Origin of the sequence: Actinomadura sp. NPDC048955, from assembly GCF_040649435.1 — a bacterium.
GTDB lineage: Bacteria > Actinomycetota > Actinomycetes > Streptosporangiales > Streptosporangiaceae > Spirillospora > Spirillospora luteofluorescens.
The window spans coordinates 283,540-306,692 of record NZ_JBEZJI010000002.1; the positions used below are offsets into that span (position 1 = coordinate 283,540).

20 protein-coding genes and 1 pseudogene are annotated in these 23,153 nt (G+C 74.4%); 18 read left to right on the forward strand and 3 right to left on the reverse strand.

What is annotated here, in order from left to right:
- Positions 1 to 349 precede the first annotated feature (349 nt).
- From AB0C84_RS03410 to AB0C84_RS03450, 9 genes are all read left to right on the forward strand, one after another.
- A complete protein-coding gene (locus AB0C84_RS03410; protein WP_361060672.1) occupies positions 350 to 1,756 on the forward strand; it encodes an exopolysaccharide biosynthesis polyprenyl glycosylphosphotransferase in 1,407 nt (468 codons plus the stop codon).
- Positions 1,753 to 3,075, forward strand: a complete 1,323-nt coding sequence (locus AB0C84_RS03415; protein WP_361060674.1) for an O-antigen ligase family protein — start codon at positions 1,753 to 1,755, stop codon at positions 3,073 to 3,075. Before AB0C84_RS03410 ends, AB0C84_RS03415 begins: the two co-directional genes overlap by 4 nt.
- Positions 3,072 to 4,790 (forward strand): lipid II flippase MurJ, encoded by a 1,719-nt coding sequence (locus AB0C84_RS03420; RefSeq protein ID WP_361060676.1) that lies wholly within the window; start codon positions 3,072 to 3,074, stop codon positions 4,788 to 4,790. Before AB0C84_RS03415 ends, AB0C84_RS03420 begins: the two co-directional genes overlap by 4 nt.
- The gene (locus AB0C84_RS03425) at positions 4,762 to 5,439 is read left to right on the forward strand and encodes a polysaccharide deacetylase family protein (protein WP_361060678.1); all 678 of its coding nucleotides are present in this window, start codon (positions 4,762 to 4,764) and stop codon (positions 5,437 to 5,439) included. The genes AB0C84_RS03420 and AB0C84_RS03425 overlap by 29 nt, the downstream gene beginning before the upstream one ends.
- Complete coding sequence (locus AB0C84_RS03430) at positions 5,436 to 6,569, forward strand: glycosyltransferase (RefSeq protein ID WP_361060680.1); 1,134 nt, start codon at positions 5,436 to 5,438, stop codon at positions 6,567 to 6,569. The genes AB0C84_RS03425 and AB0C84_RS03430 overlap by 4 nt, the downstream gene beginning before the upstream one ends.
- Positions 6,556 to 7,299, forward strand: a complete 744-nt coding sequence (locus AB0C84_RS03435) for a hypothetical protein (RefSeq protein WP_361060682.1) — start codon at positions 6,556 to 6,558, stop codon at positions 7,297 to 7,299. The genes AB0C84_RS03430 and AB0C84_RS03435 overlap by 14 nt, the downstream gene beginning before the upstream one ends.
- On the forward strand, positions 7,296 to 8,474 hold the full coding sequence (locus tag AB0C84_RS03440) for a GNAT family N-acetyltransferase (RefSeq protein ID WP_361060684.1): 1,179 nt from the start codon (positions 7,296 to 7,298) through the stop codon (positions 8,472 to 8,474). Before AB0C84_RS03435 ends, AB0C84_RS03440 begins: the two co-directional genes overlap by 4 nt.
- Positions 8,467 to 9,906, forward strand: coding sequence for a glycosyltransferase (locus tag AB0C84_RS03445; protein ID WP_361060686.1), 1,440 nt, complete (start codon positions 8,467 to 8,469; stop codon positions 9,904 to 9,906). Before AB0C84_RS03440 ends, AB0C84_RS03445 begins: the two co-directional genes overlap by 8 nt.
- Positions 9,907 to 10,007: 101 nt before the next feature.
- Positions 10,008 to 10,148, forward strand: a complete 141-nt coding sequence (locus AB0C84_RS03450; RefSeq protein WP_361060829.1) for a hypothetical protein — start codon at positions 10,008 to 10,010, stop codon at positions 10,146 to 10,148.
- A 51-nt stretch (positions 10,149 to 10,199) separates the two neighbouring features.
- Here the strand turns inward: AB0C84_RS03450 and AB0C84_RS03455 are convergent.
- Positions 10,200 to 10,529 (reverse strand): annotated as a pseudogene (locus AB0C84_RS03455) (glycosyl hydrolase family 26); the annotation flags it as partial.
- Between AB0C84_RS03455 and AB0C84_RS03460 the strand changes: the two are divergent.
- The 3 genes from AB0C84_RS03460 to AB0C84_RS03470 all read left to right on the forward strand — a co-directional run bounded on the left by AB0C84_RS03460 (position 10,456) and on the right by AB0C84_RS03470 (position 13,612).
- A complete protein-coding gene (locus tag AB0C84_RS03460) occupies positions 10,456 to 10,641 on the forward strand; it encodes a hypothetical protein (protein WP_361060831.1) in 186 nt (61 codons plus the stop codon). The pseudogene AB0C84_RS03455 and the gene AB0C84_RS03460 overlap by 74 nt on opposite strands.
- A gap of 390 nt (positions 10,642 to 11,031) precedes the next feature.
- Positions 11,032 to 12,330: an ATP-grasp domain-containing protein gene (locus AB0C84_RS03465; protein WP_361060688.1), complete on the forward strand. Its 1,299-nt coding sequence runs from the start codon at positions 11,032 to 11,034 to the stop codon at positions 12,328 to 12,330.
- Between the two features lie 28 nt (positions 12,331 to 12,358).
- Positions 12,359 to 13,612 (forward strand): NAD(P)-binding domain-containing protein, encoded by a 1,254-nt coding sequence (locus AB0C84_RS03470; protein WP_361060690.1) that lies wholly within the window; start codon positions 12,359 to 12,361, stop codon positions 13,610 to 13,612.
- A gap of 73 nt (positions 13,613 to 13,685) precedes the next feature.
- Here AB0C84_RS03470 and AB0C84_RS03475 read toward each other — a convergent pair whose 3' ends face one another.
- Entirely contained in the window at positions 13,686 to 13,937 is a 252-nt protein-coding gene (locus AB0C84_RS03475) for a hypothetical protein (RefSeq protein ID WP_179844700.1), read from the reverse strand.
- 363 nt (positions 13,938 to 14,300) lie between these two features.
- Here AB0C84_RS03475 and AB0C84_RS03480 point away from each other — a divergent pair, with 363 nt between their 5' ends.
- From AB0C84_RS03480 to AB0C84_RS03490, 3 genes are all read left to right on the forward strand, one after another.
- Positions 14,301 to 15,413, forward strand: a complete 1,113-nt coding sequence (locus AB0C84_RS03480) for a hypothetical protein (RefSeq protein ID WP_361060692.1) — start codon at positions 14,301 to 14,303, stop codon at positions 15,411 to 15,413.
- Positions 15,414 to 15,609: 196 nt separating this feature from the next.
- Positions 15,610 to 16,620, forward strand: coding sequence for a chaplin family protein (locus AB0C84_RS03485; protein ID WP_179844698.1), 1,011 nt, complete (start codon positions 15,610 to 15,612; stop codon positions 16,618 to 16,620).
- A gap of 110 nt (positions 16,621 to 16,730) precedes the next feature.
- Complete coding sequence (locus tag AB0C84_RS03490; protein WP_179844697.1) at positions 16,731 to 17,291, forward strand: class E sortase; 561 nt, start codon at positions 16,731 to 16,733, stop codon at positions 17,289 to 17,291.
- Between the two features lie 57 nt (positions 17,292 to 17,348).
- On the opposite strand, the gene AB0C84_RS03495 is transcribed toward AB0C84_RS03490, so the two are convergent.
- On the reverse strand, positions 17,349 to 18,356 hold the full coding sequence (locus AB0C84_RS03495; protein ID WP_361060695.1) for a matrixin family metalloprotease: 1,008 nt from the start codon (positions 18,354 to 18,356) through the stop codon (positions 17,349 to 17,351).
- A gap of 352 nt (positions 18,357 to 18,708) precedes the next feature.
- Between AB0C84_RS03495 and AB0C84_RS03500 the strand changes: the two genes are divergently transcribed.
- From AB0C84_RS03500 to AB0C84_RS03510, 3 genes are all read left to right on the forward strand, one after another.
- Positions 18,709 to 19,731, forward strand: coding sequence for a PRC and DUF2382 domain-containing protein (locus AB0C84_RS03500; protein WP_361060697.1), 1,023 nt, complete (start codon positions 18,709 to 18,711; stop codon positions 19,729 to 19,731).
- A 469-nt stretch (positions 19,732 to 20,200) separates the two neighbouring features.
- Complete coding sequence (locus AB0C84_RS03505) at positions 20,201 to 22,129, forward strand: glycoside hydrolase family 3 N-terminal domain-containing protein (RefSeq protein ID WP_361060699.1); 1,929 nt, start codon at positions 20,201 to 20,203, stop codon at positions 22,127 to 22,129.
- A gap of 186 nt (positions 22,130 to 22,315) precedes the next feature.
- A complete protein-coding gene (locus AB0C84_RS03510; RefSeq protein ID WP_339156292.1) occupies positions 22,316 to 23,152 on the forward strand; it encodes a patatin-like phospholipase family protein in 837 nt (278 codons plus the stop codon).
- Position 23,153: the final 1 nt, after the last annotated feature.

Below are 23,153 nucleotides of genomic sequence, written 5' to 3' on the forward strand. Positions count from 1 at the left end.
TCTCCCTCAACAGCCCGCCGGGTCCCGCGCGATGCGGGTCCGGCAACAAGATCGAATACGGAACGGCCTTTATTCCGCCCCGCCCGGAGGCGGGACGGCCGGTCTCGGCGTCCGACTCACCTATAGACGTCCATGGTCTCGCAGAGGTTCGCATGCGGTGACCACTTCGCATGATCTTTCTGAGGCCACGGCCGTGCGGGGGGCCGTGGGAATCGTCCCGTCGATCTTCTCTTCAAGACTGCGGCGGCCCCGGTTAAAAGCGGCGATTTGCGTTCTGACCAGGTGCGATGCTGATCCCTGGCCGCCTGCGACGGCCCCGCAAGGTGCTTGTCTGTGAAGGGGACGCGCGATGAGAGCCCAGGGGCTGAGTTTCTCCGTCGACTCCGGCGCGGTCCCTCCGGAACTCCTTTCGGCGGGCGGCCGGCGGGTCGTTCCGCGAAGGGCGCGGATTCTGGCCGGGCTGTGCCCGGCGGGCCTCGCCGTACTGGACGGCTGGACGATGGGCTTCGCCGTGTCCCTCACCGGGGGCGGCGCCCTGCCGGGCCTCGCCGCCTTAACGGTCGTGGCGCTCAACGGCGCGGGCGGGCTGTACCGGGCGCGCCGCGCCCCGTCCCTGCTCGCCGACGCGCCGCCGCTCCTTCTCCGCACGCTGCTCGTCTGCGGGATCGCGGCGCTGCTGCGGGCGGACGCCCCGGCCTGGCTGTGGACGGCGGCCCTGTGCGGGACGGTGCAGCTCGGCACGCGCGGGTTCGTGAACGCGACGGTCCGGACGTACCGGAGCCGCCGCACCCGGGCCCGCTCCGCGCTGGTCGTCGGGACGGGCGGGACCGCCGCGCACGTGCTCGACGTGCTGCGCGAGCGCGGCGATCTCGGGCTCGCGGTGGCCGGGCAGGTGTCCGCGGGAGATCCGGAGGGGCCTCCGGGCGCGGCGCCGGTACTCGGGGAGACCGCCGACCTCCCGTCGATCGTCGAGGCGCACGGGATCGAGACGCTGGTCGTCGTCGCCGAGGACGTGCCGCCCGACCGGCTGGACGCGGTGCTGCGGATGTCGTTCGGGCTGCCCTGCGAGACGCTGCTCGTCCAGCCGCCGTCGGATGTCGTCCCGGTGGCGCAGGGGCGGCGCGAGTACCTCGCGGGGCTGCCGTGCGCGCGGATCGAGTGGGGCCTGCGGGGCCCGGCGGCCCGCTGCGCCAAACGGGTGCTCGATGTCGTGGTGGCGTCCCTCGTCCTTGTGCTCGCGCTGCCGCTGCTCGCGGCGTGCGCGATCGCCGTGCGGGCCGAGGGCGGCCCCGGCGTGCTGTTCCGGCAGCGGCGGATCGGGCTCGGCGGCGAGGAGTTCGTCCTGCTGAAGTTCCGGACGCTGAAGCCCGCGGACGAGCGGGAGGCCGACACCCGCTGGACCGTCAAGGACGACGAGCGGATGGGCCGGGTCGGACGGTTCCTGCGCGCCACGTCGCTGGACGAGCTCCCGCAGCTGTGGAACGTCATCCGCGGCGACATGAGCCTCGTCGGGCCGCGCCCGGAGCGGCCCCACTTCGTGGAGCAGTTCTCGCGCACCTGCCCCGGCTACACGGCGCGGCACCGCGTCCCGGCCGGGATGACGGGCTGGGCGCAGATCCACGGGTTCCGGGGCGACACCTCCATCGAGCTGCGGGCGAGGCTCGACAACCACTACATCGACCACTGGTCGTTCACCGGCGACCTGAAGATCCTGCTGCTGACGGCGCGGGCGATGCTCTTCCGGGACCCCGCATGACGACGCACGCCGCCGCCGTCCCCTTCCTGGCCAGGCCGCTGCCGAGGCGCCCGAGCCTACTGATCGCGGTGACCGTGGCGTGCGCGGGGATCCCGCCCGGCGCGCAGGGCCTCGGGGCCGGCCCGCAGGCCACCGCGGGGGACCTCGCCAGCGCCGCGCTCGTGCTCGTCGCGGTCGGGATGCTGGTCACGGGCCGGGCGCGGATGCCGCGCCGGGCCCTTCCGGCGTTCGGGCCGCTGGTCGCGGCGCTCGCGATCAGCACCGTGCACTCGGCCGACATCGGCACCAGCCTCGCCGGGTTCGTCCGCGACCTCCAGGTCTTCGTGCTGGTGCCGCTCGCCGTCGTCGTGCTCGTCCGGGACCGGCGCGACCTCGCGACCGTCTGCTGGGCGGTGCTCGGCCTCGGCCTCGCGGAGGCGGTGTACGGGATCTGGCAGGCGGTCACCGGGAACGGCGCGTCGATGGGCGGCGAGAACATCCGCGCGGTCGGGACGTTCGGCGCGCTCGACGTGATGGCCATGTCGATCGTCGTCGGGTTCGCGTTCCTCGTGCTGACCGCGTTCGCGCTGACGGCGCCCGCGCACGGCGCCGCGGCCGTCCCCGCCGCCCTCGCCGGGATCGCCGTCCTCGGCGCCGCGCTGGCGCTGGCGCTCAGCCGCGGGACGTGGATCGCGCTCGGCGCCGCCGCCGTCCTCACCCTGGTGCTGTTCGACCGGTGGACGGCCGTCAAGGTGCTGACGTGCTGCGGCGCGCTGATGCTCGTCCTGCTCGGCGCCGCGGGCGGCGGGTCGCAGGCCGTCGTCGAGCGCGCGAAGTCGACGGTGGGCTCGGTCAGCCACCCGGACCAGTCCGTGGACGACCGGTACAACCTGTGGGCGGCCGCCGTCAGGATCTGGGAGGACCACCCGGTCACCGGCGTCGGGGTGAAGAACTTCCCGGCCTACCGCGACACCTACGCCACGATCGAGCTGTCGTCCGGCAGCGAGACCGACGACCCCGTGAACGGGTACGTCCGGCAGCCGCTCCTGTCGCCGCACAACGAGTACCTGCTGTTCCTGTCCGAGCAGGGCGTGGTGGGCCTCGCCGGGTTCGCCGCGCTGCTCGCCGCGATCGTCGCCGGGCTGTGGACGCGCCGCGACGCCCGCGACCCGTTCTGGCTCGCGAGCGTCGCGCTGCTGGCGTTCCTGCTGATCAACTTCCTGTACGCGGACCTGGGCGGGCCCACGTGCGCGCTCGTCGGCGTCATCCTCGGCCTCACGGCGGCACGCGCGTTCGGGGCGGTCGAAGCTTCCTCAGCTCCGCCCGGGAGGACGCCGTGACCGAGCGCAGCGAGCGTCTCCCCTCCGGTTCGGTGGGGCGGGCCGCGATCGTGTCGGGGGTGCTCATCGCTGCGGGCACCGGGCTGGGGTTCCTGCGCGACCTCGTGATGGCGGACCTGTTCGGCGCCAGCGGCAGCACGGACGCGTTCCTCGTCGCCTGGACGATCCCCGAGACCGTCTCGCCGCTGCTGATCGAGGACGCCATGGCCCTGCTCATGGTCCCCGTCTTCACGCGGCTCCTCGCCGGCGGGGACGGCCTGCGCCCCCTCGTCGGCACGGCCCTGCCCCGCATGGTGCTCGGCCTGTCGGCGGTCGCCGGGGCGCTCGCGGTCGCGGCGCCGGCCGTGGTGGACGCCCTCGCGCCCGGGCTCGCCGAGCAGGGCCCGGCCGTCCAGTGCGTCCGGCTCACGGCGGTCACCGTCGTGACGTTCGGCGTCGCGGGCTTCATGAGCGCGACGCTGCGCGCCCACCACCGGTTCGGGCCGCCCGCCGCCATCTACCTCGCCTACAACGTCGGCATCCTCGCGCTGATCGCGGGCCTGTCCGGCGCGGTCGGCATCACCAGCGCGGCGGTCGGTGTCGCCTGCGGAAGTTTCCTGATGGTCGCGGTGCAGCTCCCGGCGTTCCTGCGCTGCCTGCGGGACGCGCCCGGGGAACGGGGCGCGGCGCCGTCCGGGAACGTGGACGTGCGGCTCGGGCTGGCGGCCATCGCGCCCATCGTCGTCTACACGGTCACGCGCCAGTCGCAGGTGTTCGTGGAGCGGTTCCTCGGGGCCGGGCTGGCCGCCGGGTCGATCTCGCACCTGAACTACGCGCAGAAGGTCGCGCAGGTGCCGATGGTGCTGTCGCTGCTGATCGTGACGGTGACCTTCCCGAGGCTCGCCCGCGCGTCGGCGGACGGGGACACCGCGCAGGTCGCCCGCCGCATCCGGCAGGACCTCGCCGTCGCGAGCGCGATGGTGCTGGCCGCGACCGCGTTCCTGGTCGCGTGCGCGCCGGCCGTCATCCGGGTGCTGTTCGAGCACGGCGAGTTCACGTCCGCGGACACCGCCAGCACCGCGGCCATCCTGCGCGTGTACGCGCTCGGCCTGTGGGGGCAGACGACCGTCGGCCTCGCCGCCCGCGCGTTCTTCGCGCAGAAGAAGCCGACCTGGCGCCCGGCGGGCGTGCTCGCCGTGGGGCTGGCCGCCACGGCCGCGATCGGCGGCGCGTTCGCCGCGTCCGCCGGGACGCTCGCGCTGGCCGCCGCGAACGCCTCCGGGATCACCCTCGCCGCCGTCCTGATGCTGGCCGGGCTGCGGCGCGGCGTCGCGCCCGTCCCGCTGCGCCGGATCGCCGCCGACGTGTCGCGGCTCGCGCTCGCCGCCGCGGGTGCCTGCGCCGCGGGCGCCTGCGCGGTGGGGATGCTCGCCGCCGGGGCCCCGGGCGCGTCCGCGCTCGTCCAGACGGTGGTCGGCGGCCTCGCGGTCGCCGCGGTCTTCGCCGTCCTCGCCGTCCTGGCGGGCCCAGACCTTGTTGCTCCATGGATCGCTTCACGGCCGCTCGGTGGGCGCCACCGGCGCGGCCGCACCGAATCGGGGGACAGCAGTGAGCAAGCCGACAGAACCCACCCACCTGACCGAACCGGCCCAGCTGCCAGAGCCGAGACGGACGGCCGAGGGCATCCGGCACGCGCCGCCGGTACTGATGTACCACTCGGTCGACCACTTCGATGAGGACCCGCACCTGGTGACGGTGTCGCCCGCGCGGTTCGGGCGGCAGATGGCGTGGATGCGGGCGCGCGGCCTGCGCGGCGTCGGCATGCGGGAGCTGCTGGACGCGCACGCCGCCGGACGGGCCCGCGGCCTGGTCGGGCTCACCTTCGACGACGGGTACGCCGACTTCGCGACCCGGGCCGTCCCCGCGCTGGTGCGGTACGGGTTCGGCGCGACGGTGTTCGTCGTGTCCGGACGGATCGGCACCTACAACGCCTGGGACGACGGCCCGCGCAAGCCGCTCATGACGGCCGAGCAGATCCGCGCCGTCGCCGACGTCGGCATGGAGGTCGCCTCCCACGGCCGCCACCACGTCTCACTCCCCGAGACGGACGACACCGAGCTGCGCGAGGAACTGGAGGAGAGCCGCGCCGTCCTGGAGGACCTCGTCGAGGGCCCCGTCACCGGCTTCGCCTACCCCTACGGGCACGCCACCGTCCGCGAGGTCGAGGCCGTGCGCGCCGCCGGATACGACTACGCGTGCGACATCCATCCCGAGGAGCCGGGACGGCACGCCCTCCCGCGCACCTACGTCGGCGACCGGGACGGCCCGCTGCGGCTCCGCGTCAAGCTCGTCCGCCACGAGCTGCGCCGGAGGAGCCGCGTGTGACCCGGGTCCTGCACGTCATCACCGGGCTGGAGCACGGCGGCGCCGAACGCCAGCTCGCGCTGCTGCTGCGCCACCTGCCGGTCTCGTGCGAGGTCGCGACCCTCACCCGGGCCGGCGCCCTCGGCGCGGAGATCCGCAGCTCGGGCGTGCCCGTCCACGAGATCGGGATGCGCGGCAACCGGGACCTCGGGGCGCTGCCCCGGCTCGCCCAGCTGATCCGCCGGGGGCGGTACGACGTCGTCCACACCCATCTCTACCGGGCGTGCGTGTACGGCCGGATCGCCGCGCGCATGGCCGGGACGCCCCGCGTCATCGCCACCGAGCACTCGCTCGGCGAGGGCCACATCGAGGGGCGGGCCACGACGCGCGGCGTCCGGGCCCTGTACCGGGCGACCGAGCGGCTCGGGTCCGCGACCGTCGCGGTGTCGCCCGCCGTCGCCGCCCGGCTCCGCGCCTGGGGCGTGCGCCCCGGCCGGATCGTCATGATCCCGAACGGCGTCGACGCCGCCGCGTTCGCGTTCGACCCGGCCCGCAGGGCCGCGACGCGCCGCCGTCTCGGCATCGGCCTGGACGAGCCCGTCGTCGGCGGCCTCGGGCGGCTCGTCCCGACGAAACGGTTCGACCTGCTGGTCGAGGCGGTCGCGCGGCTGGACGGCGTCCGGCTGCTGCTCGTCGGCGCGGGCCCGGCGCGGGACGCGCTCGCCCGGCAGGCCCGCGAGCGCGGCGTCTCCGGCCGCGTGGTGTTCGCCGGGGCGACGTCGGACGTCGCGGGCGTCCTCGCCGCCATGGACGTGCTCGCCGCGCCGTCCGTCCAGGAGACGTTCGGGCTCGGCGTCCTGGAGGGGCTGGCCGCCGGGCTGCCCGTCCGCTACACCGCCTGCCCCGCCCTCGACTGCCTCCCGCCCGGCGACGCCCCGGACGCCCGCCGCCTGCCCTCCGACGCCGGGGCCTGGAGCGCCGAACTCGGGCGCGTCCTGCGCGAACCCCGCGACCGGACACGGGTGCCGCCCGCCGTCGCCCGCTACGCCGTCGCCGAGCGGGCCGCCGAGCTCGCCCGGCTCTACCGCCCCGGCCCATTCGCAGGCGGGGCCGAACCGATACGAGAAAGGGCTCAAGATGCAGCGACGTGACGCCAGGAGGAGGCCGCCGAGACCACCGAAATCGGTGCGGCGGGCCGGCCGGCTCGGCCCGGCCGCCCGGCGCCTGCGCGGATGGTCCATCGCGGCGGCCCGGCGCTTCGGCCTGCCCGTCGCGTTCGTGCTCGCCGGGTTCCTCGGCGGGCTCGGCTACGCCGTGTTCGCGCCCACCACCTACACGGCGACGGCGTTCGTCCTGGTCGTGGACGCCGGGGAGGGCCAGTCCGGCCCCGCGGCGGTCAGCTTCGCGCAGGCGTTCGGACGGCTCGCGCCGCTCCCGGAGACCCTCGCCTACTCCTCGCTCCCGCTGCCGGACGGGGAGAGCGGCTCCACCCGCGCGCACATCCAGGCGTCCACCTCGCCGGACACCCCGCTGATCAAGCTCGCGGGCAGCGGCCGGACGGCCCGCGAGGCCGCCGCGTTCGCCAACGCCGCCGCCGACGCGCTCGTCCGGTACGGGACGTCCCACCGCTCCGACACCGGCGTCCGCGTCGCGCTGATGACGCTCGCCGAACCGCCGGCCGAGCCGTCCTCGCCGAACCTGCCGCTCGGCGTCGCCGTCGGCACCGCGTCCGGGATCCTGCTCGCCGGGCTCGCCGCCGCCGTCATGAGCGGACGGCGCGGGCGGGCCGGCCGCCGGGAGAGGGGCCGCCTCCCCGCGGCGGCGGGAACGGCCGCCCTTCCCGGTCCCGTCCCCACCGGCCGCGTGGAGGTGGGGTCGTGACCGTGACCGCGCCCTCCCGGCTCGCCGCCCCCGGCGCCTCCGCCGAGTGGACGGCCGAGGTGCACCGGGAGGAACAGGCCCTCATCGCCCTGGCCGACGACCTGCGCGACCTCTACGACCGCAGCCCGGCCGCGACGCCCTTCCAGACCTACGAGTGGATCAAGTCGTGGTGGGGCTGGTACGGGGCGCGCGGGCGGCTGCGCCTCGCCACCGTCCGGTGCCGCGGCCGGCTCGTCGCGGCGGCGCCGCTGGCGGCGGGCGTCCGGCACGGGTTCCCCGTGCTCGTCCCGATCGCCGCGGACCAGAGCGACTTCACCGACGTCCTGCTCGACCCGGCCTACGCCGACGGCGCCGTCCGGCGCCTCGCCCGGGCCCTGCTGGACGAGCGCGGATGGTGCGCGCTCGACCTGCGGGAGGTCCGTCCCGGCTCGGCGGCGCACCTGGTGGCGGCGCGGTGGCCGCGGCGGGCGTGGCGGACGCCGTCGTCGGTGTGCCTCGAACTGCCCGCCGGGGGCTCCGGCTCCGGCACGGGCATCGACGCCGTCCTCGACCGGCTCCCGCGCCGCACCGCCGGGAAGATGCGCGCCAAGCTCCGCAAGATCGACGTGCGCGGCATCACGGCCGAGAGCGTCCCGGCGGACCGCGTCCCGGACGCCGTGCACGCGCTGCTCGACCTGCACACCCGGCAGTGGCGGGGCCGCCCGATCAACCCCGAGCACACCCGCGAGCGGTTCCGCCGCCATCTCGCCGAGGCGGCCGCCGGGATGGTCCGCGACGGGCGCGCCGCCGTCCTGCAGTACCGGTGGGACGACCGGCTCGTCGCCGGTGACCTCGTCCTGATCGGGCACCGCCACGTCGGCGCCTACCTCTACGGGGCGCTCCCTGACCTGCGGTCCCGCGTGGACGTCTCGCTGATGATGCTGCGCGAGGACCTCGCCCTCGCCCGGGACCGGCACCGGCAGAGCGTCAGCCTGCTGCGCGGGGACGAGCCGTACAAGCTGAAGTGGCGGCCGACGCCCGTCCGGAACGAGCGGATCATCCTCGGGCGGACCGCCGCGGCCACCGCCTACGCCGGGCTCGCCCGGACCCGCGCGTACCTGTCGGAGCGACGGCGCGGCGGGCCGGGGGCGCCCGCCGGACCGTCCGGAAGCGCGTCCCCGCTGCTCCATGACTGACCCGCGGGACGGCACCCCGCTGCGGATCCTGCACGTCAGCCAGCCGAACGCGGGCGGGGTCGCCGTCTACGTCGGGCAGGCGGCCGGCGACCAGCGCCGGCGCGGCTGGGAGGTGGCGGTCGCCTGCCCGCCAGGCGGCGACCTGCCCGAGCGGTGCATGGCGGCGGGGGTGCCCTGGCTCAACTGGGACGCCGGGCGCGCCCCCGGCCCCCGCACCCTGCTGGAGGCGCTCAGCCTCCGCCGCCTGGTGAAGGGCTTCGCCCCGGACGTCGTCCACCTGCACTCCTCGAAGGCGGGCCTGGCCGGGCGGCTGCTGCGCCGCCCGCTCGGCACGCCCACGATCTTCCAGCCGCACGGCTGGTCGTGGCTCGCCGCCACCGGGCGGCTGGACGCCCTCAGCCGCCGGTGGGAACGCGTCGGCGCCCGGTGGAGCGACGCCCTCGTCTGCGTCGGGATCGGCGAGCTGCGCGAGGGCATGCGCGCGGGCGTGCGGGGGCCGTACCGGCTCGTCCGCAACGGCGTCGACCGGCGCCGGTTCGCGCCCGCCGACGCCGCCGCGCGCGTCGCCGCCCGGACCCGGCTCGGCCTGGAGGCCGCCGTGCCGCTCGCGGTGTGCATCGGGCGGCTGACCCGGCAGAAGGGGCAGGACGTCCTGGTCGCGGCGTGGCCGGGCGTCACCGCGCGCTGCCCGGCCGCCCAGCTCGCCATCGTCGGGGACGGCGAGGACCTGGACCGGCTGCGCCGCGAGCGGGTAGCCGGGGTCCGGTTCGTCCCCGCCGTGGAGGACCCGCGCGACTGGCTCTCGGCGTCCAACCTCATCGTGCTGCCGTCCCGGTGGGAGGGCCTGCCGCTGACCGCGCTGGAGGCGCTGGCCACCGGGCGCCCCCTCGTCGGGACGGACATCCCGGGCATCACCGAGGTCGTCCGCCCGGGGCTGGGCGCGCTGGTGCCCATGGAGGACCCCGGCGCGCTCGCCGAGGAGATGGCCGGGCGGCTGCTGTTCCCCGGGATCGCCGAGCGGGAGGGGCGCGCGGCGGCCGCCGCGTCCGCCGCCTACGACATCGGCCGGACGGTGGCGCTCCTCGCGGCCGTCACCCGCGACGTCGCCGGGTTCGGGGAGACCCCCGCGGAGGCCCTGGTGGACGCGCGGGCGGTGGCGGGAGGCGCCGTCCACGGCGGTCTCGGCGGCGTCACCGGTTTGGCGGGCGGCTTCGAGGGCGGCTTCGGGGGCGGCTTGATCGACGGCTTGCTGGAGGGCGCCGTGGGCGGGGCCGGCGGTGTCGGCGGTGTCGGCGGAGAGGGTGCCGGCTCGGCCGAAGCCGGGGCCGCCGGAGTCGTCGGCACGGCGGGCGCGGAGGCGGCCGGCGTCGGGGTGAACGGTCCCTTGCCCGGTGGCGGCGGGGCGGTCACGCCGCCGAACAGCTCACGGTAGGCGGCGGAGGATCGCGGGTTGCCGCCGCCGCACGACCAGACCCCGTGCGGGCAGTAGTCGGTGATCGACTGGTAGACGACGTCGTGCGACATGATCCAGTCGTGCATCCCCCGGACATAGGCGGGATTGTCGGAATTGCGAAACAGGCCCCATTCGGGAAACGACAAGGGCTTGCCGTGCGCGGTCGCGAAATCCGCCTGCTCGCGCAGACCGTACGGCTCGTCAACGAAATCCTGGAATGACTTTCCCTCGGGTTGGTCATAACTGTCGGAACCCATGATGTCGACGACGTCGTCACCCGGATAGCACTCCGTCCACGGGATCGCGTCCCGCCCTCGTGACGGCGCGAAATCGAAACGGAAACGCGCGCCCCGCACGCCGCGCATGGTGCCGACGATCTTGCGCCAATACGCCTTCCACGCGGACGGATCCGGGGCGCACCGCCCGGCGTAGACCTCCCCGTTCATCTCCCAGCCGAGAACGATGACCGCGTCGCCCACGCCCAGCGAGACCAGCCGCCGGGCGAGCGTCCGGTAGTGGTGGTCGAACGTGCCGCGCGCGCCGCCGCGCAGCAGCGAGGCCAGCACCGGCACCGGGATCCCCGCCTCGTTCGGCGCCATCATCGGGACGTTGACCACCAGCATGCGGCGCTGGTCGGCGGCCTTCCAGTGCGCCCACGCGGCCAACATCCCCCGCGGACCCTCGATCGCCGGCCAGTCGTCGCCCGGCAGGTAGGTGCGCCCGACCGTCACCGTCGAGCCGAGCCAGCGCTCGAACCGGGCCACCCGGGCCACGCCCTCCGGGCCCGACCCCAGAAACGCCCCCAACGGCACATGTGCCGTCCATCGGTGAATTGCCCGGGGCTGCTGCCACGTCACCAGTGCCGACGCCATCAGCGCGAACAACACCACGGATGCGGCCAGAATAGGAGGGAGCGGACACCAGAACGGCGACCTTTTCCGCCGGGGCTCGAACGGCCGTCCTGCCGAATGGATATCCGCAGCTCGCATGCGTATCGTATGCCCTCGGGCGCCCGCCGCGAAAAAGCCGGCCGGGTGGAAATGTGAAAATTTACCGTGGGGAAGGGATGCCGTGCGCCGCGATACGAGGGAATGGGCCTGACGAATGTTCTTCGACAGCCGGCCGCGGGCCGCCCAGCCCCGCAACGCGCGCCTCGACCCGGGCCTTCCCGTCCTGCTGCTGCGCACCGACCGCAACCTGTTCCACCACGGCACGCTCGCGGCGATCCGCAGCCTCGGCCGCGCCGGGGTCCCCGTCCACGCGATCCTGGAGGGGCGCGGCAACCCCTCGTCCCGGTCCCGCTACCTGTACCGGGGGCACCCCTGGGGCCCGCCCGCCGCGAAGCCGGGCGAACTGCTGCTCCACCTGCGGGCCATCGGCGAGCGGATCGGCCGCCCCGCGCTCCTCGTCCCGATGGACGACGCGGGGGCGATCTTCGTCGCCGAGCACGCGGACGGCCTCGCCCCCCACTTCGTCTTCCCCCGCCAGGACCCCGGCGTCCCCCGCGGCGTCGCCGACAAGGCCCGGCTACTGGAGGCGTGCCACCGGTACGGCGTCCCGTGCCCGCCGAGCCTGACGCCGGAGTCGGACGCCGACATCGACGAGGCCGCCGCCGCGCTCGGCCTGCCGCTGATCGCCAAGTGGGCGCGGCCGTGGCGGCTGCGCCCCGGCATGCGCAGCACCACGCTGGTGCCCACGCTCGGCGAGCTGCACCGGCTCTTCGCCGCCACCCGTGAGCGCGACCCCGACGGCGGCGCGGGCCCGCTGATCCTGCAGCGGCGCATCCCGCCGGCGGGCGGCGACTGGTTCTTCCAGGGCTACTTCGACGAGAACGGCGACTGCCTGTTCGGCGGGACCGGCCGCAAGCACCTCGCGCACCCGCCGCAGGCCGGCCACACGGTCGCGGGCGAATGGGTCGCCAGCCCCGAGCTCGAACGCCACGCGGTCCGGATCGTCCGGCTGCTCGGCTGCCGCGGGCTCGTCGACCTCGACTTCCGGTTCGACGCGGGCGCCGGCGTCCACCACCTGCTGGACTTCAACCCCCGCATCGGGGCCCAGTTCCGGCTGTTCACCGACGGGAACGGCCTCGACCTCGCGCGCGTCCTGCACCTGCACCAGTCGGGCCGTCCCGTCCCCGACGCGCGGCCCGCCCCCGGGCGCAACCTGCTCGTCGAGAACCACTACCTCGCGCGGTCGGCCCGGCGCCCGCGCCACGAAAGGCCTCCGCGTCCCGCGCAGCCACCGCGCCCGCTGCGCGAGGCCCTGCGCCCGCTGCGGGAGACCCTCCGACCGCTGCGGGAGGCCGACGAGTTCGCCTGGTACGCGGGCGACGACCTGCCGCCCTTCCTCGCCATGGGGCGGCGCAGCGCGCTCCGCGCGGTCGAACGGCTCCGCACCAGGTAACACCACGCACACACGGGGGGAATGGAACATGAGCGACTCGGCCAGCGACGTCGTCATCGCCGGCGCCGGGCCCTACGGCCTGTCGACCGCGGCCTACCTGCAGAACCTCGGGCTCGACGTCCGGGTCATCGGCGAGCCGATGCGGTTCTGGGACGCGAACATGCCGCTCGGCATGTACCTGAAGTCGGAGCCGTTCGCCTCCGACCTCGGGGCGCCGCAGGCGGGCCTGCGGTTCACCGACCGCCACCCGGGCTGGCGGATCGGGCAGCCGATCCCGCTGGAGACGTTCGTGGAGTACGGGCGCTGGTTCGCCGCCGAGGCCGTCCCGGGCACCGAGGACGCGCAGGTCGTGAACGTCGAGCAGGGCATCGCGGGCGGCTACCTCGTCACGCTGTCGTCCGGCGAGGCGATCGCCGCGCGCGCGGTCGTCGTCGCGGTCGGCGTCGGGCCGTTCGCGCACATCCCGGAGCAGCTGGCGGGCATGCCGTCCTGGCTCGTCTCGCACAGCAGCGCCCACAGCGACCTCGGCCTGTTCACCGGCAAGGAGGTCGCGGTCGTCGGCGCCGGGCAGTCCGCGCTGGAGACGGCGGTGCTGCTGGCCGACGCGGGGGCGCGGCCGCACCTGATCGCCCGGCGCCGCGTCCTGGACTGGAACACCGTCCCCGAGGAGCGCCGGTCGCCGCGCGACCTGCTGCGTGAGGGCCCGCGGTCCGGGCTCGGCACCGGCTACCGGACGTGGCTGTGGGCGGAGCGGCCCGGGCTCGTCCGGTACCTGCCGGAGCGCACCCGGCGGCGGATCGTCCGCGAGACGCTCCCGCCGGCGGGCGCCTGGTGGCTGCGCGACCGGCTGGACGAGCGGATCCGGGTCTCGACGGGCCGCATGCTCGCCAAGGCCGTCGAGCAGGACGACGGCGTCTCCCTCACCACCACCGACCACGAGGGGCGCCGCCTCGTCACGGAGGTCGAGCACGTCATCGCCGCCACCGGGTTCGTGCCCGACGTCGAGCGGCTGACCCTGCTCGCGCCCGAGCTGCGCGACCGCATCACGACCCGGCTCGGCTCACCGGTGCTCAGCCGCGACTTCGAGGCGTCCACGCCAGGCCTCTACTTCGCCGGGCTCGCCGCCGCCTCCACCTTCGGGCCGGTCATGCGGTTCGTGCACGGCGCAGACTTCGCCGCGCGGCGGATCGCGCACCACATCGTCCGGCGGACGCCGCGCGTGCGGGTGCCGGCGAGCCGCCCGGCGGGCTTTCTGGAGCCGGGAACCTCCTCCCAGCGGTGAAGGATCCTCCTCCGGGCCGGCGGTGCGCCTCAGGGCGCCCGCCGGCCTCCGGCTTTCCGGGACCGGCCGGTCGTCACCCCCAGGGCGGCCGTGCCCGGCGGCGCGCGCGCTCGGCCCTGGCGACGGCCACGGACCACTGCAGGCGCGAGTAGAGCGTCCACGCGCCGCACCGGCCGCGCGCGGGCGCCGCGTCCTGAGCGGTGGAAACGGCGGAGAGCATGATCAGGTCGGCGTCGGCGCGGGTGACGAACCGGCGGGTCTCGCGCCTGGGGCGCTGGGAGCGCGCGGGCAGCAGGCGCGCCATCGCGGACGAGGGATCGATCATCGGAGGCTCCTCGCTGGACGGTCATGAGTGACCGCCTGTTCACTGAATGTAGCGCACCGATACCGTCCGCCATGCTTCTCCCGGACGCCAGGCATGGGGCCGCCCCCTCCCGGTCACGCAAGGGTGCCGGAACCCCGAAGAAAGCGCATCCGTCTCGGCGAAAAGAAAGAGCCTGACAAAAAGGGCGATGCGTGCCGGGAAACCGGCCGCGATAAAAGCCGGATTAATGCCAAGGTAAATGATGCGGAGACACGGCGGGAGACCGGGCAATGGCTCCTTGATCGGTCCCGTCGCGGTGCTACGTTCTTGCCGTCCAGAACGACCCGGGCCGGAGAACGGCCTCGGCGACGAGGGGAAGCGGCTGTGCACACCGAACCGATCCAGCGCGGGGCGAAGCGCCCGCAGGGTCGGCCGCGGCACGCCCTCCCGTCCGTTCTGGTGCGCCTGGTCGCCGTCGCGGGCTTCGTGCTCGCGGGATGGCTCACGCTCTCCGCGCTGACCCACTCCGCCTTCGCCGCCGAGCGGAACGCACACCCCGCCGCCGGCCCGAACGCCGCGCGCAACGACGGCGACCTGCTCGGCCAAACCCCGCGCGTCGCCAACCTGGACGCCGGAGCCGAACTCGACCACCTCACCACCACCCACAACCACCGCTCAACTTCAAAGCACCACCACAACAGCCAGGCCACCCACGAGGCCGGCCAGCCCCGCCACAACAGCCAGGCCCACCACAAGGCCGCCAAGGTTCGTCAGGGCGGTCAGGTTCGTCACGACGGTCAAGTCCGCCAGGGCGGGCAGGTTCGTCAGGGTGGGCGGTTGGAGTCGTCGGTCGGGGATGCTTTGGGGGCCGGGGCCGTTCCCGGTGCTGTTTCTGGGGTGCGGGAGATCGGCGACCAGCCTGTGCGGTACCTGCGGGCGCGGCAGCAGGATGTGCTCGACGGTAAGGACCGGGCCGTTCGGCAGGTGCGGGACGTGGCCGACGAGGCCGGTGTTCCGGGGGTGGGGGTGCCCGACCTTCTGCAGGGTCGTCCGGTCATCGGGGGGCTCGTCCACCGGGTGACCGAGCAGCCGTCCCTCCTGAACGACGGCGCGACGCCGGGGGTCCCGCAGGGGCCGACGGCGCAGCGCGGCGTCGACCGGGTGCGGGACGAGGCGGCGCCCGTCGCCAGGACGCGTGCCAGGTCCGCCGCCGTGCCGTTCACCGCGGTGGCCGTGGGCGCACCGGCGCACGAGAACGTCACCCCTTGCCCGGGCTGCGGCGATGACCGCGCTCCGTCGCCCGGTCCCGCGCTGCCGTCCGGTCAGGACGGTCCGCGCGGAGGCGGCTCGGCGGGCGGGCACCCGTTCGCGCCGATCGCCGACCTGCTGAACCGCCAGTACCCGGCGGCGCCGTCCGGCGCGGACCCGGGCACCTTCCGCCGTACGGCGCTGCGCGACGTCGCCGCGCCCGGCGGCCCCTCCGTCGTCCCCGACTAGAAGCCCCCGCCCGGCCGTGAACGGCCGGCTCACGGCGGCCGCGTGCACGACGCACGCCGCCCGCCCTCACCTCGATCTTTCCCGGAAGGCACGGCCGCGCCTGGCCGCTGCCAGTCCTGCGCCCACCCGGATGGTGCAGCGCAGCGATCACCACCGATCACCACCGATTCGCAAACACCGACAGGAGCAACACATCATGCGCATCTGGTCCAGGAACACCGGCCGCGCCGCTCTGGTGGCCGCCAGCGCCCTCGCCGTCGGCGCCGCCTTCGCCACCGCGGTCCCGGCCAACGCCGACGAGTCGTTCGGCGGAGGCCACGGCGGCCACGGCGTCGACATGACGAGCGCCGGCAACTTCGGACTGCTGAACGGCACCCAGGTGTTCGCGCCGATCAGCATCCCCGTCAACGTCTGCGGCAACGCCATCGCGGTCGCCGGGCTCTCGCGGGCCCAGTGCAAGGGCGGCGCGTCCGTCAAGAGCAACCACCGGGAGGCCGGCTCCGGCTACCGGACGGCCGGCGACTGGGGCGGCGGCGGCTGGGGCGGCGAGCACGGCGGCCGCGGCGTCGACATGACGAGCGCCGGCAACTTCGGGCTGCTGAACGGCACCCAGGTGTTCGCGCCGATCAGCATCCCCGTCGACGTCTGCGGCAACGCCGTCGGCGTGCTCGGCGCGGCCCAGGCCGCGTGCAAGGGCGGCGCGTCCGTCAAGCGGCACGGCGACCCCAAGGTGAAGATGACGAGCTCCGGCAACTTCGGCGCCGCGAACGGCACCCAGGCCTACGTCCCGATCAAGGCTCCGATCAACGCGTGCGGCAACGCCGTCTCGCTGCTCGGCCTCGCGGAGGCGCAGTGCAAGGGCGGGGCGACGGTCGAGGAGGGGCACGGCCACAAGGAGCTGCCGCCCACCCTGCGGACGCCCAAGAAGAAGAAGCCGTACAAGCCGTCCAAGCACCGTCCGGCCGCCAAGCACAAGAAGCTGCCCTCGACGATGCGCTCGGAAGGCCAGCGCATCGCGAACACCGCACCGGCGACCGCTCCGAACTACCGCCGCGCGGACGCCCTGCCCGCCGTCAAAGGGTTCGTGGACGGGCTCCGGCGCGCGGTGAAGGTGCCCGGAGTGGACGTCAAGCCCGGTCAGATCGGCCCGAAGGTGCCCGCGGGCAAGGACGCGCCCGTCACCCTCGGCTCTCCGATCCTGCGCTGAGCGCGCGTCGGCCTGGATGACGATCCGCGGCCGATGAACAGCGGAGAAGGGGCGGCAGACGTGCCGCCCCTTCCCATGTCACGAAGTCCCGAGCTATGGAGAGGGGAGCCATGCTCGACCGAAGGTCCCTGTTCGCGGCGGCTCTCGCCGCGTGCTGCGCGGTGCCCGTCCTCGGCGCCGTGACCGGGGCGCGGGCGGCGCCGGCGGCGGCCACCGCTCCGGCGGCGGTCACCGCGGCCCGGCCGCGGACCGGCGCGATGATCGCGCAGATCCGGATCAGGCGGATGGGCCTGAAGATGGGCGTCAGGCAGGGCGTCAGCGAGGCGGTGCTGCGGCGCGGCGTCGGGCACTACCCGGGGACGGCGCTCCCCGGGCGGGTGGGCAATACCGTCCTGCTCGGCCACCGGACGACCTGGCGCGCGCCGTTCTACCAGCTCGACAGGGTGCGGCGGGGCGACCGGATCGTCCTGCGGGTGGGCCGGAAGTCCTACGTGTACCGGGTGCGGACCAAGCGCGTCGTCGACCCGCGTGACCGGCGGGCGCTGGAGCCGGTGCCGTTCAAGCGGGCCAGCGCGCCCCACGGCCGGTACCTCACGCTCGTCACCTGCACGCCCAAGGGTTCGGACCGGCACCGCCTCGTCGTGGTCGGCAAGATCGACTCAAAGCGCTGACCCGTCCGGTCACGCTTCGCGGCGGGACGCTGGGACGGTGCGTGCGGCTCGCGCCGCTCAGCGTCCGCCGTAGAGGGCGAGCAGCCCGTCGTAGTCGCCCTTGCCGAGCGTGGCGGGGCCGTTGTCGCAGGACGCGAGGGACGGCGTCATCGTGAGCATGCGGTGCTCGGCGCCCTCGACGTGGGAGAGGCCGAAGACGTGGCCCGCCTCGTGCGTCGCGACCGCCTCGGCGGAGTAGCTCCCGGACGGGCACGTCCCGCCGGTCCACCACCGCTTGCCCTGCGCCTGCACCGCCATGTCCGTCTCGACCGTCGTCGGGCCGGAGAACCACGAGCAGGTCGCCGCGAGGACGGGGGTCTCCGCGCTCGGCATGGCCAGCCAGCCGAACGTGTTGGCCCGGTCCCGGGTCCCGCAGGCGGCCGCGCCCGTCACGTTCGGGGGCCTGCTGCTCTGGCCCGCGTACCGCTCGGTCACGTCCGGCGGAGGCGTGAAGCGTCCCGCGCTCGTGCAGTCGGTGCGGGCCTCGGCCACGGCGGCGACGCCTCTGGCGATGGGATCCCTCGGCAGGCCGGCGGTCCCGGCGTAGTAGCTCCACTGGACGGCGGTGCCCTTCGGCCACTTGCTGGACTGGGGACGGTACGCGCCGTCCTGGCAGGCGGCCGCCGGCGCCCGGAACTGGCGCGGCCTGCCCTGCGGCACCCGGTCTCCGTGCGTGCCGATGCTGATCTCACCCGCTCGGGAGTCCACCCCGATGCGCAGCTCGGCGGCGCCGTCGGTGCGCAGCGTGTACGCGATCAGGGAGGTCCCGTCGGACGGGACGGTCGCGGTGAGCCCGTTCGCGCCGCGCACGGTGCGGCCGCGCAGGTCGCAGTCGGCGATCTTGATCTTCTGCGGCATCGCGCGGGCGGTGAGCGTCCCGCCGGGCTTGCACCAGGTGGGCGGGCGCCGGACCGCGGCGGCCCCGGCCCCCGTGAACGCCGTGCACGCCAGGGCGGCCGACACCGCCGCCGCCAGGGGGGCGGGCCCCGCCCACGGCCGCCGGGCCGCCCGAGAAAAGTCGCGCATATCGGTTCTCCGATGCTGTGGGAACGTCCCTCGCAGTCTTCGCGCGGAGCGGGGCGGGGAAAACCGCGCCCGGATAAAATGATCACCATGTTGACCAAGGTGCCATTCGCATATGAGTTACTTGTGGGTCTATGTCGGAAAAGGAGCGGTGGAGGGGGCGGGGTGGTCGTCGTAAATGTGCGGTAAATCGTTCTCTATATTCCTGCAAACGTGTTTATGGTCACCGCGTCCGGAAAAGCAGCAGGTAATGCGGCAACTCGGGATCAACTGAACACCGCTACCGAGTGGCGGGCTCCACCTCCCCCCGGCCCCCCGCCGTCCGGGAGCGTTCACGGAAGCGGAGGTGCTCAACGTGCAGACGCAGACACAGGTGCGGGAGCTCATGGGGATGAGCGTGACCGACACCCACGGGACGAAGGTCGGCACGGTCAAGCAGGTCTACCTCAACGACGACTCCGGGTCCCCGGAGTGGGTGACCGTGCACACCGGCTGGTTCGGGATGCGTGAGAGCTTCGTCCCGCTGTCCGGGGCCCGCAAGGGCCAGGACGCCCTGCAGGTTCCGTACGACAAGGAGACCATCAAGGGCGCCCCGAACGTCGACGCCGACGAGCACCTGTCGCATGCGCAGATCGTGGACCTGTACCGGCATTACGGAGTGCGTCCCCCGGGCGGCCGCCGCACGGGCGGGGAGACGGAGACGGGCACCACCGAGACGACCGAGAGCGCGGGGACGGAGAGCACCGCCGAGGCGGGCGAGACCACCGGTGGCCAGGGTGCCGCCGAGACGAGGGCCGCCGCTGATACGTCCGGAACCACCGGAACCACCGGAACCACTGGAACCACCGGCACCGCGGGGACGGCGGGCGCCGCCGGGATGGCCGTCCACCCCGAGCGCGGCAAGCGCGGCACGGAGCGGTCCGCCGGGCGGACCATGCCGCCCCAGTCGGCGCGCGAGGGCGCCGAGGCGCCGATGACCGAGATCACCCGGTCCGAGGAGCAGATGCGCATCGGCACCGAGCGGCACGAGTCCGGCCGGGTCCGGGTGCGCAAGTGGATCGAGACCGAGACGGTCGAGCAGACGATCCCGGTCTCGCACGAGGAGATCCGGATCGACCGCGAGCCCATCGCCGGCGGCCGCCCCGACCCGAAGGTGACGATCTCCGAGGCCGACCAGGAGATCATCCTCTACGAGGAGCGCCCGGTCATCTCCAAGGAGACCGTGCCGGTCGAGCGCGTCCGGCTCCGCACCGAGCAGGTGCAGGACGAGCAGACCGTGCGCGGCGAGCTCCGCAAGGAGCGCATCGAGGTCACGCGCGACGACGGCGCCCGCGGTCCGCACGGCGAGGAGCGCGGGGAGGGCGGCGGCTCCGCGTGACCTGATCCCGAACCACTCCGGATGACGGAGCGTCCCGCCGGTCGATACTCACCCGCCGGCCGGCGGGGCACCCGTTCCGGGGTTTCCGCGGCCGCGGGCCCCGGGCGGAGGCCCGCTGGCCGGGTGTGGCCAGCGGTGCCGGAGTTGCGGCACGTTCCGGCGGGTGCGCGTCGTGGACGCACAGCGGCCGGACGGGTGGGCGCATGCCCGCCACCCGTCCGACCGGCTTTGTTCGGCCCATGATTCAACGTGTGAACTTAGTGGCCGTCAAGCCCTCTTCCATGTTTTCCACAAGGCCGCGGCCGGACCGGTGAAGATCCGTTGACAGCCGTCCGGCGGCGGGGGAGGTTCCAGGTGACGTCGCCGGCGCGGGGTCATGGCCGTCCGGGCGAGCCGTGACCCCGGCGTCCGGCCGCGCGCGGCCCGCCGGGCCGCGCGGCGTCCTTCGGAGCGACCCAGGAGGGACGAGTTGCCACACTCCCGCACACGTGCCATCGCCACCCGGATCGGGCGATCACTGGTCGCGCTCGCGACCGTCGCCGCCCTTCCGTCGGCCCTCGCGGCGCGGCCCGCCATGGCCGACGCCCCCCGCACGGCCCCGTACCTGAACCCGCGGCTGCCCGTGGCGGAGCGGGTGAAGGACCTGCTCGGCCGCATGACCGTGCAGGAGAAGGTCGGCCAGATGGCGCAGGCCGAGCGCGGCGCCATCGACGGCGACCGCGACCAGATCACGAAGCTCGCCCTCGGGTCCGTGCTCTCCGGCGGCGGATCGACCCCCGCCGACAACACTCCCGCGGGCTGGGCGGACATGGTCGACGCCTACCAGTCCAAGGCCCTGGCGACGCGCCTGAGGATCCCGCTGCTGTACGGGATCGACTCGGTGCACGGCCACAACAACCTCATCGGTGCCACCGTCTTCCCGCACAACATCGCGATGGGCGCGACCCGCGACCCCGGCCTCGTCCGCCGGGAGGAGCAGATCACGGCCGTCGAGACGAGGGCGACCGGACCCCAGTGGGTGTTCGCCCCCTGCGTCTGCGTCACCCGTGACCTGCGGTGGGGGCGCGCCTACGAGAGCTTCGGCGAGGACCCGCGCCTCGTCGTCCAGATGGAGACCGGCCTGGAGGGTTTCGAGGGGCGGCGCAAGAGCGACCTCGCCACGAACCGCCACGTCCTGGCGACGGCCAAGCACTACGCCGGTGACGGCGACACGGTGTTCGGCTCGTCCACCAGCGGGACGTACACGATCGACCAGGGCGTCACCGTCACCGACCGCGAGCACTTCGCGGCGGTCGACCTCGCCCCCTACGTCGTGGCGGTCAAGAAGTACGGCGTCGGCAGCATCATGCCGTCGTTCTCCAGCGTGGACTGGAAGGAGGACGGCGTCGGCAACCCGGTCAAGATGAGCGCGCACAAGGAGCTGCTGACCGACGTCCTCAAGCGGAAGATCGGGTTCGACGGCTTCCTCGTCAGCGACTGGGAGGCCATCCACCAGATCCCGGGCGACTACGCCACGCAGGTCCGCACGTCCGTGAACGCCGGCATGGACATGTTCATGGAGCCCTACAGCACGCCGCAGTTCGTCCAGACGCTGCTGGCGGAGGTGCAGGCGGGCCGCGTGCCGATGTCGCGGATCGACGACGCGGTCAGCCGCATCCTGAAGGCGAAGTTCGAGCTCGGCCTGTTCGAGCACCCCTACACCGACCGCGCCAACGCCAGGACGATCGGGTCGCCCGAGCACCGCGCGGTCGCCCGGGAGGCCGTCGCCAAGTCGCAGGTCCTGCTGAAGAACTCCGGGAACGCGCTGCCGCTGCGCAAGGACCAGCGCGTCTACGTGGCCGGGGCCAACGCCGACGACATCGGCAACCAGGCCGGCGGCTGGACGGTCACCTGGCAGGGCTCGTCCGGCGCCATCATCCCGGGCACGACGATCCTGGACGGCATCAAGCAGAACTCGTCCCGCGTCACCTACAGCAAGGACGCGTCGGCGCCGATGGCCGGCAGCGACGTCGGCATCGTGGTCGTCGGCGAGAAGCCGTACGCCGAGGGCGTCGGGGACGTCGGCAACGGCCACACGCTGAACCTGTCCGACGCCGACAGGGCCGCGGTCGACAAGGTCTGCTCCGCCATCAGGACCTGCGTCGTCCTCGACGTAGCGGGGCGCCCGCAGATCGTCACCGACCAGCTGGCGAAGACGGACGCGTTCGTCATGTCCTGGCTGCCGGGCAGCGAGGGCGCCGGCGTCGCCGACGTCCTGTTCGGCAAGCGCCCCTTCACCGGCAGGCTCTCGGTGAGCTGGCCGCGCAGCGAGGCACAGGAGCCGATCAACGTCGGCGACCGGGACTACAGGCCCCTGTTCCCCTACGGCCACGGCCTGAAGACCCGCGTCCACCACTGACCGGCGTCCGGCGCCGGGGGCCGGTCGCCCGCCCCACCCCCAGGGCGACCGGCCCCCTTCGCGCGAGGCCCCGCAGGTCACGGCCCCGCCCGTCTCGGGCCCGGTTTATCCCGCTTCGCATTGGTGAGGCTGCATCCAGCGCCCGGCGGGCGGAGCGCTCTGCTGATCGGCACAAGGGGAGACCGGGTGGAACGGGAGCCGCGGACGGCGTTCGTCCTCGGGGGCGGAGGCGTGCTCGGCGCGCACGAGGTGGGCATGCTCCGGGCGCTGCGGGAGTCCGGCGTCCGCCCCGACGTCGTGGTCGGGACGTCGATCGGCGCGCTCAACGGCGTGTTCGTCGCGGCCGGGCCGGACGCGGCGGTCGAGCGGCTCACCAGCCTGTGGTCGGACGAGTCCGTCCGCGACGTGTTCGGCTCGCCCGTCCTCGCCCGGCTGTGGAGGCTCGCCCGGTCCGGCACGCACCTGCATTCCAACGAGCCGCTGCGCCGCATGCTGGACGAGCTGCTCCCCGTCCCGTCGTTCGAGGACCTGGAGGTCCCGTTCCAGTGCGTCGCCGCCGGGATCGAGACGGCGATGGCGCACTGGTTCACCGAAGGACCGCTGATCCCGGCGGTGCTCGCGTCGTCGGCCGCGCCGGGGCTGCTGCCGCCCGTCCGGGTGGGGGAGCGGCACTACTACGACGGCGGCCTCGTCCACAGCATCCCGGTCAGCCGGGCCGTCATGCTCGGCGCCACCGACATCTACGTCCTGCACGTCGGCCGGATCGAGCGGGACCTCGCGCCGCCGCGCTGGCCCTGGGAGGTCGGCCTCGTCGCGTTCGAGATCGCGCGCCGGCACCGGTTCTTCGAGGAGATGGCGACGCTCCCGGACGGCCTGACCGTCCACGTCCTGCCCGCCGGGGCCAGGTCGCAGAAGGCCGGAGTCGACCTCACCCAGGTCCGCTACAGGAACGCGTCCGGAATCCAGGCTCACATCGACCGCGCCTATCAGGCATCTTTGAAGTACCTGAAAGAGCGAGCGTGAG